Origin of the sequence: Chitinophaga sp. (genome assembly GCF_036569125.1) — a bacterium.
Taxonomy (GTDB): Bacteria; Bacteroidota; Bacteroidia; order Chitinophagales; family Chitinophagaceae; genus Chitinophaga.
This window is the reverse complement of the sequence record NZ_DATCRF010000679.1, coordinates 1-14,231: the sequence shown is the minus strand read 5'-3', so window position 1 is coordinate 14,231 and position 14,231 is coordinate 1. Positions and strand designations below refer to the sequence as shown.

10 protein-coding genes are annotated in these 14,231 nt (G+C 49.3%); 3 read left to right on the top strand and 7 right to left on the bottom strand.

Annotated features, from left to right (window positions below):
* Positions 1–172: 172 nt before the first annotated feature.
* Positions 173–1,201: a sensor histidine kinase gene (locus VIM87_RS25285; RefSeq protein WP_331999681.1), complete on the bottom strand. Its 1,029-nt coding sequence runs from the start codon at positions 1,199–1,201 to the stop codon at positions 173–175.
* 152 nt (positions 1,202–1,353) lie between these two features.
* On the opposite strand from VIM87_RS25285, the gene VIM87_RS25280 reads away from it, so the two are divergent.
* The 3 genes from VIM87_RS25280 to VIM87_RS25270 all read left to right on the top strand — a co-directional run bounded on the left by VIM87_RS25280 (position 1,354) and on the right by VIM87_RS25270 (position 4,211).
* Positions 1,354–2,256 carry a DUF6268 family outer membrane beta-barrel protein gene (locus VIM87_RS25280; RefSeq protein ID WP_331999680.1) on the top strand — a complete coding sequence of 301 codons (903 nt, stop codon included), beginning with the start codon at positions 1,354–1,356 and terminating at the stop codon, positions 2,254–2,256.
* A gap of 123 nt (positions 2,257–2,379) precedes the next feature.
* Positions 2,380–3,006, top strand: coding sequence for an NAD(P)-dependent oxidoreductase (locus VIM87_RS25275; protein WP_331999679.1), 627 nt, complete (start codon positions 2,380–2,382; stop codon positions 3,004–3,006).
* Between the two features lie 53 nt (positions 3,007–3,059).
* Positions 3,060–4,211, top strand: a complete 1,152-nt coding sequence (locus tag VIM87_RS25270) for an NAD(P)/FAD-dependent oxidoreductase (protein WP_331999678.1) — start codon at positions 3,060–3,062, stop codon at positions 4,209–4,211.
* On the opposite strand, the gene VIM87_RS25265 is transcribed toward VIM87_RS25270, so the two are convergent.
* From VIM87_RS25265 to VIM87_RS25240, 6 genes are all read right to left on the bottom strand, one after another.
* Positions 4,170–5,060 (bottom strand): helix-turn-helix transcriptional regulator, encoded by an 891-nt coding sequence (locus VIM87_RS25265; protein ID WP_331999677.1) that lies wholly within the window; start codon positions 5,058–5,060, stop codon positions 4,170–4,172. The genes VIM87_RS25270 and VIM87_RS25265 overlap by 42 nt on opposite strands.
* A 58-nt stretch (positions 5,061–5,118) precedes the next feature.
* Positions 5,119–6,066, bottom strand: coding sequence for a hypothetical protein (locus VIM87_RS25260; RefSeq protein ID WP_331999676.1), 948 nt, complete (start codon positions 6,064–6,066; stop codon positions 5,119–5,121).
* 246 nt (positions 6,067–6,312) lie between these two features.
* Positions 6,313–9,480 (bottom strand): glycoside hydrolase family 2 TIM barrel-domain containing protein, encoded by a 3,168-nt coding sequence (locus VIM87_RS25255; protein ID WP_331999675.1) that lies wholly within the window; start codon positions 9,478–9,480, stop codon positions 6,313–6,315.
* A gap of 48 nt (positions 9,481–9,528) precedes the next feature.
* Positions 9,529–10,497 (bottom strand): discoidin domain-containing protein, encoded by a 969-nt coding sequence (locus VIM87_RS25250; protein ID WP_331999674.1) that lies wholly within the window; start codon positions 10,495–10,497, stop codon positions 9,529–9,531.
* 41 nt (positions 10,498–10,538) lie between these two features.
* Entirely contained in the window at positions 10,539–12,329 is a 1,791-nt protein-coding gene (locus VIM87_RS25245; protein ID WP_331999673.1) for a RagB/SusD family nutrient uptake outer membrane protein, read from the bottom strand.
* 32 nt (positions 12,330–12,361) lie between these two features.
* On the bottom strand, positions 12,362–14,231 hold a 1,870-nt coding region (locus VIM87_RS25240; RefSeq protein WP_331999672.1), incomplete at its 5' end, for a SusC/RagA family TonB-linked outer membrane protein.

Genomic DNA, 14,231 nt, shown 5'->3' with positions numbered 1-14,231 from the left:
CTCTTTTTAAGGATCTCTGCCGCTTCCAATGCAGAAGAACAGTACGCCGTAGCTTCCAGGAAATCCAGTTTCTCTATATAATTGATGATCCCCTTTATGGCAATAGATTCATCGTCAACGATCAGGCATTTGATCCTGGATGGTGTACGCTGTTTTGATATTAGTTCCGCCATTATAGCTGTATTACAAGTTTTGTCTGATAAACACGATCGGTCTCCTCAACGGACAGGTCATACTTTCCGAAGTATAATATCTCCAGGCGCTCCTTTATATTTTTAAGGCCCACGCCGCCTGTATTTTTCTTCTTTACAGGCAGGGTAGATTTTGAGTTCTCTACATAAAAGGAGATGGTATTATCCGTTTGTTCAAAATTTATATGGATATATCCTTTTTCAAAATCAGATTTTGAGACGTGCTTAAATGTATTTTCGATGAATGTAATAAAAAGCAGCGCGGGTATTTCCTTTTTCGGATCCGCTATTTTCCACGAACAGGAAACCGTTAATTTGTCCTCCCAGCGTATTTCTTCAACGGCAATAAAATCCTTCAGGAACTGAACATCCTGCTCCAATGTTACATTTTGTTTATCTCCATTATAGAGCTGGTAACGCAGGATCTCGGAATACTTTATGAGCAGATCGGAGGCTAACGCTACATCGGTTTGCATCAGAATATGGATATGATTCAACACATTGAACATAAAATGCGGGGTAACCTGGTGTTGCAGCGTACGCAGCTGATATTCTACAAGCGCTTTTTTCAGCTTTAAATTTTCCTGAAAGAACCGGACGCCACAGATGCATAGATTGATCGCAATCCCTGTTGGAATGGATACGAGTAAATAATACGCCGGCGCCTTTATATTAAAATATTCTGAAAGAGGGAAAACACCTCTTCCCTCTAAAAAGGCAAAAAGATACAAATAGAAAAAACGTACCATTCCAGCCAGGATGGAAAAACCCAGAAACTGAAGAACAAAAGTTCCAGCAGCTTTTTGCCGGATGGCTTTTGGCAGCAAAGTTTCACTGAGATAGGTTGTAATGGGGAAAACAGACAGGAGCGTTAAAAACGGATATAATGTTGCTTCGGTCAAAGACCCTGTATCTGGTATAACTTGTAGCCACAAGGCAAAAAACAACATTGTCCAACAGGCAAGAATTGCATAATTCTCTTTTATACGGTTCTTTATTCTCAGCAGCATAATCTGTCTTTGGGCATAATGTTTCGTGTTGTTAAAGTTAACGGATTAACATGATACTGTACGGCCATTCGTCAAAGGCAAAGCTATGATTCGTCAAAAAGAGTTCCGCAAGCGCCTCTAAACAGGGAGCTTTGGTAATAAAAACCATTGGAATGAAGAAGCTATTGTTTTTCGTATTTATGCTCGTTGGGATTTCAGGTACAAATGCGCAGGTTGTATTCAAAACTGAATATTTTGGAAAATCGGGCTTTCGTGCGTCCGAAGGTGAAAGTAATGACAGAGTGGGGAATAGTGAAGGTTCGGCTATAGTTTACCAGGGAGGGGTTAATATTCCGCTATCCCAAAAACTGGATGAAAATAATCGTCCTACCATGTGGGCCATAAGCGTAGGCGCTGAATATGCAAAACTCGACAATAAGAATTTTACCGAGCCTTTGGTTATTGACGAGATTATGAATATTGGCTTAAGCCTTAATCATCTGAGGCCTTTGAATGACAAATGGTCCTTAATGGCAACTATCGGTGGCGGGGTTTATATGCCCAGCACCCGGTTCTCTGAAATAAGCTTTAAAAATGTGCTGGGGGGTATGGGAGCTGTTTTCATTTATCATCTAAAGCCTAATCTGCAGCTGGGAGGAGGCCTTGCTATAAATAACTCTTTTGGTTATCCAATGTTATTCCCGGCCTTTTATATAAACTGGAAAACAAAAGGTAAATATGCGGTAAAGGTCGAAGCGATGAAAGGATTGGAAATATCCGTACAATATAATGCTCATAAAAACCTGTCTTTAAGTTTTGTAGCAGAATTGAACGGACAAATGGCGCTGCTGGAGCAGGATGGGAAAGACAAAATATTCGCACATCAATACCTGGTGGCCGGTTTTCGTCCGGAAATAAAGCTAGGCAAAAGGGTATCCATCCCTATTACAGCCGGCATTAGCGCTACGCGTCCGGCGAAAATGATGGACAGGAAGCTGAAAAGCATCTTTCAGGATGGAGGATACCATTTCCAGGCGGCTCCTTATGCGTCGGTTGGTTTACAGATCAAGCTTTAAAGCATCATTTCAATTTTTATTGGCAAACCGGCCAAATACTCTTTTAGGACTATCATTCCATCTATAAGGCCTATACGCTAAGCGCTATCTTACCGACCTTTGGGAAAATTTAAACGAAGATCTATGGTAATAGCAGTGATAGGCGCTTCAGCCGGAATAGGCGCAGAAACCGTTAAACAGGCACTGGACCGGGGGCATTCTGTAAGGGCGCTGTCAAGGAATAATGCGGCGCTTCCCGAACATAAATCATTAACAAAGATCAATGGTACCGCCCTCTCCGTTGACGACCTGAAAAAGACAATCGCAGGAACAGATGCGGTGCTTGTAACCATTGGAACCAAAAAGAAAAAAGGTACTACCCTGTTCTCAGAAACGGCCAGGGCCCTGGTGAAGGCCAGCTCAGACCTAAGCTACAACGGCAGGGTGATCGTGGTCACCGGCTTTGGTACAGGAGCGAGCGCTGAATACCTGAGCTTTTCCCTGCGGTTAATAATTAATTTATTCCTGAAGGATCAGTACCATGATAAAACAAGAATGGAGCAGATCCTTACATTCAGCTCAATGAAATGGGAAACGGTAATGCCGGGAATGTTAACGAATGCACCGCTGGCAACCGGCTATAAAGTAATAAGCGAATTAAAGAAGGGAATGAAGGTCAGCAAGATCCCCAGGGCCAATGTTGCGCATTATTTGCTTGAGGAGGCCGAAAATCCCAGATCCTTATATAAACATGTAGTATTAACCAAATAGTATACGGGATAGTGCCCGTCTTAAATTTAATATCATACTTAATTAATAAATAAATGATCAAAGCTATCGGATCAAAACAGGAAAAACCGTTCCGGGTGATTGTTGCAGGAGCCGGAATTGTTGGATTAACCGCAGGATTGGCCTTAAAGTCCATGGGAGCAGAAGTGCTGATCCTGGAACAGGCGCCGGAGATCAGAGCTGCCGGAGCCGTAATTGCACTATGGAAAAATGCGCTTGAGGTATTCGCGCACTATGGCCTGGGTGAAAAGATCAATGCAATTGGTAAGGAGGTTGAAGCATGGTTCTACGATGCCTCGGGAAACCGTTTCAGAGCGCCGGAATACTCTCTTGAAGATTATACCTTCCTGGTTGTTCCAAGACGCGAGCTTACAAATATATTAGCCAGTGCTGCCGGCCTGGAGAACATCAGATTTAACAGCAAGGTAAGCGCTTATAAGGAAGACGGCGGGCAGGTTACTGTTCTTTTGGATAACGGCGGAACTGAAACAGCCGATCTGCTAATAGGAGCTGATGGTATTTACTCGCAGATCAGGCAACAGCTGGTGCCTGGCAGCGATGCTGTAAACCACAATAACCATGATGTTTGGAGAGGCATGCTGCCCTCCGGGGATGAACCGGCAGATGGCACTATTGTCACTATTGGCAACTTCCGCACACGTGGCGGTTATACCCGCACTTATGGCAACCAGGTAATGTGGATGGTTAACCAGTTTGAAAGTGCGCCATCTGTGTCAACAAGGAAAGAAGAGGCGCTGAAACGGGCGGCCTATATCACTGACGGCAAATGGAACGATGCGCTTATTCAGCTCATTAAAGCAACTCCGGAAAGCAGCATACTTTACAATCAGATCATGTACGTTCCTGAACTGCCCCGGTGGACAAGCGGCCGGGTGGCGTTAATAGGTGATGCAGCCCATGCACTATCCCCCCATATATCCGCCGGCGGAACACTGGGTATTGAAGATGTAAAAGTATTGGTAAGCGCACTTGCTACCAGAACTGACCTGGCTACTGCGCTAAAGGATTATGAAGCTAACAGGCTGCCCCATTATCAAAAGGTCCATCAGCTGTCGCTGGATGTGGAAAATGCGTCTGATGCAGCGGAATATTCAAAGCAATATGCAAAGTTCAGTCACTGGATGTTAAATGAGGGATACCTTTTGTCTGAACTGCAGCGGGGTTAATCCGGTATTTTTCTTAAAGAGCTTTCCAAAATAAACCGGTTCATCATATCCAACTTCGTATCCGATCTCTTTAACCGTCAGATTCGTGTAGTAAAGTAAACGCTTTGCTTCAAGGATGCTATGCTGCTGAATATGCCCGGATACTGGTATGCCGGTGGTATTCCTTACACAAACATTCAAATGCGCTACTGAAATGGAGAGCGCACTCGCATACTGCGCAGGCTCTTTCCATTCTCTGAAGTGCTTTTTTAAAAGCGCTAAAAACGAATCCCTGATATCAAAGCTCCGGCCGTCGGATCTTCGCTGCTCAGCATTGTTATTCAGTAATTTCCCGGCCACCAGGCCACAGAATGCAACCAGCAGGGCATGGATCGATCTCGGTGTATAAACATCCGCAATACCGGATTGAAGGCTTTCAATAAGCATTAATATATCAGCAAGCTGTTTCCGGAATTCATGCTCATTTTTGAGATCTATGAACGATATTAATCCACCTTCAAATGTTTGCTGCAGATCGGCCTCTAAGATCGCGGGATCAAAATTCAGGATCCATCCCCGGGGATCACTCATTTTCGTCATGTGGTGCACCTGCCCGGGCTTGACCATTAATAATGCCGGCGGATCTATGCTAACATCATTAAAATCCAGGTTAAGCAAATAACGGCCCTGCGTGGCAAGTATAAAAAGATAATGATCATCGCGGTGAGGCGCTGAAATGTCGTGGCTGTCAGTAGTAGCTGCATTCTCCAGGTTTACTATATATACCCCGGCTTTTGCCGAAGCAGATATTTCAAATTCCTGTATGTTGTTTTGTTTAATGGCCATTATATCAAATGGCAAAGTTAGCAAACCGTCTTAAATTAAAAAGTGGAACCGGGAGAAGCTCTCTCTCCCGGTTCCTTTTATATTAAAGCGCCTGTGGTACTTTTACTACTTTTGGCTGGCCGGCAATTACATAGGCCGCCATTTTAGGGATCATATGGCTTAAGCATACACCGATGTTAAATGCAGCAGTAAAGTTCTGTGCGGATGTTTTTGTATTCCCCTTTCCATCTTTTCCATCTACATCATCCGCAAAATGCCCTTCCCTGTCCGTAATGCCGGACATGAAAATAAAAGGCGCATCACACAACAACCGTATTACGCCATGCGTGGTTTCCACGGAGCCTACCGGCTTCTTGTTACCGGTGGCTGCTAATGCTTTCAGGCCTTCGGTATCAGAGGTGGCATAATCCGCATAGTTTGTGATATTCACCACACTTACGCCGATATAATCTTTGTCGCTCATTACCTCAATATTGGGGGATGGATTGAGGTAAGGCTTTAATAAGCCTGATTCTATTGCGCTGACCGTAGTGGCATCCAGCAGCTTGAAAAAGTCCGGAGCAATAGCAGAAGGCAGCACCTTTTCAAAATGTGCGGGATCATCCCATTTGCTTTGCGGGTTTTCTCCGTTAGGATGAAAATTGTGGATGAAGATGTTGCTGCCCAGGGTTACGCATCCGTTGTTATTGCTGTTATCCAATCCCAGCGCAGCGGTTCCCATGGCTACTACCAGGTCAGGCGGCTCCTGCCGGTAAGCCAGCACTTTAGGTAGGCTGGCATGTTTGCCCTGTGAGCTGGAGGGGTTCCATTGGGGGTCCATGATGTCCTGGATACACCATAGCTCTACGGTAGCCTGGGAAAAATTATCCCACACGGCCCTGGGTTTAGGGGTTCCCTGCGCAAAGGTCCAGGGATAGTTTAACTGGCTTGGATTGGGGAGCGCCTGCGGGCGGATAGTGCTGTTCAGCAGGGCATTCAGGATGGGTTCAACTTCCCATGATTTGTTACCGATCAATACAATACGTTTCATAATGAAGGTTTGAGGGTGAAAAGTGGTTTTTTGAGTGATAGGATATGTTCACAATGACAATTAGCAGGTTAATAACAGGCCGGGGAAGGAAAAGGTTTAAAAAAATATTGTATCTGGTAAAAGATGGGATTAGCGCGGGGTTAACGGCTGTAATGCCGGCTGCTACGATAAAAGAGGGCTGCAAACACCGTCATTGCGAGGCGCAGTCTAAAGCCAGGGCCCGCAATGACGGTAATATTAAACATCCTACTGCAACTGCAGGCGGTAACTAAACTGCGCCGGCGATGCATGCACTACATAGGGCCGCAGCGGCCGCGGGCCGCATGAATTGGAGCCTACGCCCAGCGTATGCCGGCTAATACACAGCACCGTGCCTTTGGAAACCGGCAGGTCTATCCTGTATTCTGTTCTTTCCAGTTCTTCATCACTGTAGGGCAAGGCAGATACCTGCAGCAGCGCTGTATCCCGCTGCACGGTAAGGGAAGCCCCCTGCGGCCTGCTTAGCTTTGCCCAGCGTACATCCTCATGGTTACCGCACTCCATGGGTTTTTCATAGGGAGTGAGCTGTTCTTTCACGGTGCTGCGGTAAACGCCTATATCAAACCCGCTCTTCCGGTCGGCATAGTTTTCCATGGGCCCGCGGCCAAAGTAGCTGAACCGGTCCAGATCCTTTGCCAGGAACAGCCGTACACCCAGGCGGGCCAGCACGATGTCAGGGTTGCTGCAAACAATGCTGTTATCTGCCAGCAGGCTGCCATCGCCATAGATGGTATACACAACGGTATGCTGCACTGTAAAGTTTTGCCGGCCAGCTCCCCTGAGATGCGCAGTGATCTGCACTGTGCCTGGCGCGGGCTGTATAACGCCAATGCTGTCTGCTGACCATTGCAGGTGCTTCAGGCCATATTTCTCCCAACCTTCATCAGCCCACATATCATCATTACGGTGCGGGGCGCGCCACAGGTGCAGCAGTGGGCCGCCGCCTGCCTGCAGCAGTTCCCGGCCATTCACCGCCATGCTGCTGAAAGTGCCGGCATGCTTATCAAACACTAAGGAGAAATGCTTGCCGCTGATCTTTATGTTGCCGCCACCATCTGTGAGCTGCAAGGGAAGATCACCCCTGCCTGGCGCCGGTGGCTGAACGTTAGCAACGGGCAGCTCCAGCTGCTGCGCGGCCACCTCAAAACCTTTGGGCGCCCATAGCTGGTTTTGCAGCGTGGTAAAAGAAAGCCGTAAAAAGTATTCAGCCCCGGGTTCCGGTTGGGCCAGGTGATAAGGTACTTTTACTGTTTTTTCTGCGCCGGGCTCCAGCCGGCCTATGGTCAAACGGCCGCTGTCTGTTACCTTCCCGTTCTTTGATAACGTCCACCTGCAGGCAAAGGAATCCAGGTTAATGAACTGGTAACGGTTCTTAATGGTCACCATACCGTTTGCCAGTTCTGCGCCCTGTATGCTTATCCACTGGTAAGCGTGCTTTAATTCCGGGTAGTGCGGTTTTTCCGAACGGTCAGATGCTATTACGCCTTTGTGTATAAAATAATGATCATTCGGGTACTCGCCAAAACCGCCGCCAAAGGCCAGTATAGGGTGCTTTGGATCACGCCGGTTCCACAAACCCTGATCCTGCCATTCCCAGATGCAGCCGCCCAGCAGTGAAGGGTATTTGTCAAAAAGGTTGTTATAATCATCCACCGCTCCCATGGAATTGAACATGGCATGCGCATATTCGCACAGGTAAAAAGGTTTAGTATAGCCGTTATCGTTAGCCAGCTTTTCCACTTCTCCCGGTGAGGTGTACATGCGGCTGTCAATGTCGGCCGGGTTATTTTTATCAATGCCAAACCCTTCGTAGTGCGTAAACCGTGTAGGGTCAATATCCCGGATGGCCTGCAATGCGGCCCGGAAGTTGGAGCCTCCCCCGCCGCATTCATTCCCTAATGACCAGATGATAACGGACGGATGATTTTTAAAGTTCTCTACATTGGCCACATTGCGGTCTATAATGGCGGCCTTTATACGCGGCTCTTCGTCAAAATCGCCCATGGCGCCGTGGCATTCTACATTCGCCTCTGCCAGCACGTAAATGCCGTATTCATCGCACAGCTCATACCAGCGGGGATCATCTGAATAATGGCAGGTGCGTACGTGGTTGCAATTGGCCTGTTTGATGAGTGTGATGTCTTTTATCATCTGCGCTTCTGTAACGGCATGGCCTACATCAGGCCAGTGCTCGTGCCTGTTAACGCCTTTGAGCTTTACCGGAACACCATTCACCAGGAACTGGCGGCCTTTAATGGCCAGGTTGCGGAAGCCGGTGCGTGCCGATAAGATCTCTTCTGTGCTGTTCCCGCTTTTCAGGGTCAGCACCGTCGTGTACAGCCGTGGTGTTTCTGCGGTCCATTGCTGCGGGTGCTGTACGGGCACCGTAATATTCACACTGGTTTCTTCGCCGGGCTGTAATGCGGGCACCGGAACACTGCCGCTGCTGCCTTTAACGGGCAGCTGCCCATTGTACAGATCTGCCGTTAGCTGCCGGGCCGGTACTGCGCTGCTGCCATAGTTCTTGATCTTGGCGGTCACCTGTAAGGTAGCATCGCGGTACTGCTCATCCAGCTGCGCACGCACGGCAAAATCCCGTATATGCGTTACCGGGGTGCTCCAAAGGGTAACATTGCGGAAAATACCGCTCAGGCGCCACATATCCTGGTCTTCCAGGTAGCTGCCGGTAGTAAAGCGGTATACTTCCACAGCAATCATGTTATTACCCGGCTGCACAAAAGAGGTAAGGTCAAAATCCGCTGCGTTACGGCTGTTCACGCTGTAGCCAACCTTACGGCCATTCACCCACAGGAAAAAGCCGGCATCCACCCCATCAAATGTTATAAAAATGCGGCGGCCTTTCCAGCCGGCCGGCACTACAAAATTGCGCCGGTAGCTGCCTACCGGGTTACGCTCTTTGTACGTGGTGTATTTTTCAGGCGGCGTGCTCATTACATGCGGAAAATCCTTCTGGAAAAGAAAGGTAAAGTTGGTATAGGCAGGTGTTCCATATCCTTCTACCTGCCAGTTGGAAGGTACCCTGATCTCTTTCCAGCGGGAAACATCATAACCGGGCTTATAAAAATCTACCGGCCGTTGTTGCGGCCACGCTACCCAGTTGAACTTCCACAGGCCGTTAAGGCTCATGTTAAAAGAAGAGGCGTGCCGGTTGGCCCGTAATGCTTCGTTTAAATTGCCATAAGGCATTAAGGTGGCATGCGCAGGCTGCTTGTTGATGCCCAGGCACTGCGGGTCCTCTATTTCATGCGGAACGGGCGCATTGCCGCTGCTGTCTGTATTAAAACCTGTTCTATTCGCATATGCTGCCAGGTGCAGCGCCAGGCCGGCGGCCATTAACCAGGTAATTCTGTTCATTCGCATTGTTATTCTGCAGGTATTTATTTTAGCCGTGAAAATTACTGTTTAAAAGGCATTAAGCTCCGCCAGGTGTGTATAAGTGGCATTATAGCTGGATAAGATATTGACCCGGAAATACCTGGCATCCCTGAACCCTGAAAGGAACTGCTTTTGAAGGTCTTTAGTATTCTGCAGGGTAAAAGAGCCGGCCGGTTCCCAGGTGTGATTGTCTATGCTGGTTTCTACCGTCACCGACTGCGGCTTACCGTCATTATCGCTCTGGCGGTCCAGGAAAGACAACCCATGCAGCGTTTTAACGGCGCCCATATCAACAGTAATATAATGGGGCGGGCCCGGACTGCCGCCCTGCCATTGGGTATGCCAGTAGGTAGCGGGATTATTGTCAATGGCAAAAACCGCCCGGCCATTGTCCGGCCCTTCTCCATTAGCTTCCTGTGATGAAAAACCAACGATGCTCCATGCCGATCTGTCCAAATCAGGATAATCAGCCAGGTCCGGCTGCGCCCTGATAACGAAGAACGTTGTACGCAGCTGCTCATTTACCGTTACGGTTGATTTTACAATGCTTATTGGCAGCAGGTAGTCTTTAAGTGCCGCAATGCCATCGGCGCCGCTGGTTTTAACAGCCAGCTCCAATGGCGGCGTGCTAAGCTGCCCGCGGGGTATTACTGCGCTGATGGCGCTCAACGTGTAGCCGTGCTCGGGCAAAAGCGTATATGCGGTATTGTTAGCCCGGTTAAAGCTGTCTACCAGCGCCGGGTTCACACTAAAGGTCACAGGTATATCTGCCTGCGGGTAATCCGCCCCGCCATAATCCGCGCCGTAAATGATCACCTGGGCGCTGTCGGTGATCGCTAAAACACGGTTCACCGGGTTATTAACAGCTGCCGGCATATATACTTTTATGTATTTAGACAAGGGCTGGTCAGGCAGGTCATATTTGTCCTTACAGGCGGCCAGCAAAAGCAGGCTGGCAATAACAACATATAAGCGGCGGAATTTATTGAAAGACATATTTTTCATTTTTTACAGCATTCAAAACTATTGATACAACCTTACCAACCCGGGTTCTGCACCATCAGGCGGCCCCTGTCCATCTCATACTGGCTGATGGGGAACCAGTAGCTGCCCGGCAGCCACAGGTGCTTTACGGCCACTATCCGCTGGTAAAAGCTATTGCCGTTCTGGTTAATGTTCATACCATGCAGGTCGCCCATTACCTGCGGCGCTATTTTCCACCGGCGTATATCAAACCAGCGGTGGTACTCAAAGGCCAGCTCTACCCTTCTTTCCGCACGGATCTTATTGCGCATCTCACTCTGGCCGGCCGGTGCGGGCAGGGGATTGTTGCCGGCGCCGTACTGCGGAATACCTGCGCGCTCCCGCAGCAGGTTCAGGTATTTAAGTATATCAGCGTTGCCGGGGGCATACTCGTTCAGCGCTTCGGCATAGTTCAGGTATATTTCTCCCAGGCGGAACAGCACCAGGGGCCGGTTCTGATGCTGGCCGTTGCCGCCGGAACCGGCGTTGGTTTGGGGACCTACATTTTTCCGGATCAGATAGCCTGTTTTAGACCAGTCGGTAGGATGCCCGTTCTTGCCGTTGGGACCTGAAACAAAAAACGATACCGGCGCCTGCGCGCTCATATTACCGCCCTGAAAAATGCTGTTGTTATAAGTAATAGCGGCATAAAAGCGGGGCTCCCGGTTCATGTACATATTGAACACCTGTACGCCATTTACATCCGTAAATCCTGTTTCCGAATACAGGGAGGATTCCCGGATAGAGCGGCCGTCCTTCATGAAATACGCATCCACCTGCTCCTGCGTGGCGGCAATGCCGCACCATCCGCCGGCCTGGCGTGGCATAGCATTTACATCCCAGTCCCACAGGCTATTGTTCTTGCGCACAAAGATCTGTTCATTGTTCCAGGGCTCCAGCAAAATGCCCTGCGCGGTTTTAACAGGATCTCCGCCAGGGTCTTTATACAGCGAGTAAAGATTAAGGTCTATAACAGCTTTGGCTGCATCGGCCGCCCGCTTCCATTTTTCCTGGTTATAGGTTTGTGAAATGAGCACAGTACCATCTGCATTCCTGAAGCCCGCCATGTCAGTATTGCCATTATACAGCGGGCTGGCGGCATATAGCAGCAGTCTTGCCTTTATGGCCAAAGCCATGCCTTTGGTGGCCCGGCCATATTCCCTGTCGGCGCTAAGACCATTGCTCACCGGTGTTAGCGGCAGCACTGCGGCTGCCTTATCCAGTTCCGTCACTACAAAGTCCACACAATTATCAAAGGGGCTGCGCGGCAGCTGCATATCCGCTGCCGGTGCATCCGGCGGCGTTAGCGTATCGCTCACCAGCACCACCGGCCCGTACTGCCGCATCAGCATAAAGTAATAATAAGCGCGCAGGCAACGGGCTTCTGCCTTGTACTGGTCTATGAGCTGCTGGCCGTTCAGGGAGCGGATCTCTTCGTTTTCGTCAATATGGGCAATAAAATAACCGGCAGAGCGGATGCCGTTATAGTAATAACCCCATTTTTCAAACAGGTTATTACCGGCGCTGATATTGCCGATGTTAAGATCGTAGATGGTATATTTTGACCAGGTAATATCTCCTTCATCGCTGTTGGCCAGCCAGGGCCAGCCGTCCCATTGATTGGATTCATCATCCACATAGCTGTACACGTTGGCAAGGTATTGTTCGGAAGTGGCTTTTTTATGGAACACCTCTTCTATTGTAATACGGTCGTCCGGCACCTGGTCCAGGTATTTTTTGCAGGCAAAGCTGCAGCTTATCATCACAAATAACAGGACGCTCCGGTAAATCAGGTTCTTGTTCATTGTCAATAGATCTTTGGTTGTTAGCAGCTGTTTTATTTCAGTGTGAGCTTTGCACCCAGGTTATAGGTTTTTACCAGCGGGTACTGTGAGCCGCGGCCATCTCCCAGCTCTACATCCCATAACTTGAAACCACTTATGGTGTAGAGGTTGTAGCCAATGAAATACAGGTTCAGGTTTGAAATGCCGGTTTTATTAAGCCATTGTTTCCCTGCCAGGTTATAGCTGAACTGCAGCGTTTGCAGGCGCAGGAAAGCGCCGTTCTTCACCCACCAGGAGCTGCCTGCATAATTCATATTGTCGTTCCCGTAAGTAAGGCGCGGGTACAGGGGATGCGGATGTGCGCCGTCCGGCGTCCACCGGTCTGTGATCTGTGACAGCAGGTTGCCACGCTCACCTCCCTGGCTGAAAGGCTGCAGGCCATCGCCGTTCAGCTGTATATCCACATTGCTGATGCCTTTGAACCAGCCGGCCAGCGACCAGCCTTTCCAGTTAATGGTAGGGCCAAAGCCATATACGATCTCAGGTATGCTTCCATAGCCAATAGGTCCCTGGTCGTAAGTGTCTATCTTACCATCGCCGTTCAGGTCCTTGTACTTAATATCTCCCGGCCGGTTGGTGCCGGTCTGGTAAGGGCTGTTGGCAATCTCCTTATCACTCTGGAAAAGCCCCAGCGCCGTATAGCCGAAACGCTGGCCCAGCTTGCGGCCTATGCGCTGCTGCCAGGGATAGGGCCAGGGTGCGTTGGCATCATTGATCACCGTGGCCCTGTTCCAGGTAAAATTGCCACGCAGGCCAATGATCAGGTCTTTGCCTATTTTTTTATTGAGCTCCAGGGTAGCATCCACTCCCCTGTTATGGATCTCACCCAGGTTAGCATAGGGCAGTGTACGGATGCCTTCATATTGCGGCACATCGCCACGCTGCCGGAAAATACCGGTCCTGTTCTCATTAAAAACATCCACTACCAGGGAAAGCGCGTCGCGCAGCGTTTTGATCTCCACGCCAACATTTGTTTTTTTGGCTTTTTCCCAGGTAACGGCTACTGCGTAATCACCAATATCCAATCCGTCAAAATTATTATCAGCGCCATTGCGGCCGTATGAGTAACCTCCGTTGCCGCCACCTACGGTGGAGATGTAGGCAAAGCGGCGGCCGCCGATATCGCTGTTACCTACCAGGCCATATGAAGCCCGGAGCTTGAGGAACTGCACCGCATTAATGAACGGCTTAAAAAAAGATTCTTCAGAAGCTACCCAGCCTGCTCCAAAAGAAGGAAAAAAGCCGAAGCGGTGGTTAGGCGCAAAGGTTTCCGAACCGTTGTAGCCGAAATTAGCCTCAGCAAGATACTTGTTGTTATAGGCATAGGTGAGGCGGCCGGAGAGGCCCATGTAACGGTAAGGAATGGAGCCGATGAAATCACCGGCAAACGCATCTTCCCGGTCTGACTGGTTGTACAGCAGCATGCCGGTTACATTATGTTTGCCAAAGGTGTTGTTATAATTAACTGCCGCTTCGGTATAAAACTGCCGGGTGCCGCCGTTGCTGCGGTTGTAGCCCAGGTAATTGCTGCCAATGGAGGTTTGGTCCAGCAGCAGCTTTCCTGCGGAGTCCCTGCCGCGCGCCAGGTAGCCGTCAACTGTTTTGGTGCGGCTTATCGTATGTGCGTTATAGTTATCAAAGGAGAACATGCCGGTAACCGACAGGCCTTTGAGCCAGCTGCCCAGATCCTGCGTAAGGCGTATATTGCTCCACAGCTGGCTTCTGAACTCGGTTACGTAGCCGCTTTGGGTAAGCAGGTTATAGGGATTGTTGATATCGCCTGTGCGTATCTGGGAATGCAGGCCGTTGGAATATACCGGCGGTATAAGGATAGGCGGCAACAGGTAGGCTGAGCCCCAGATC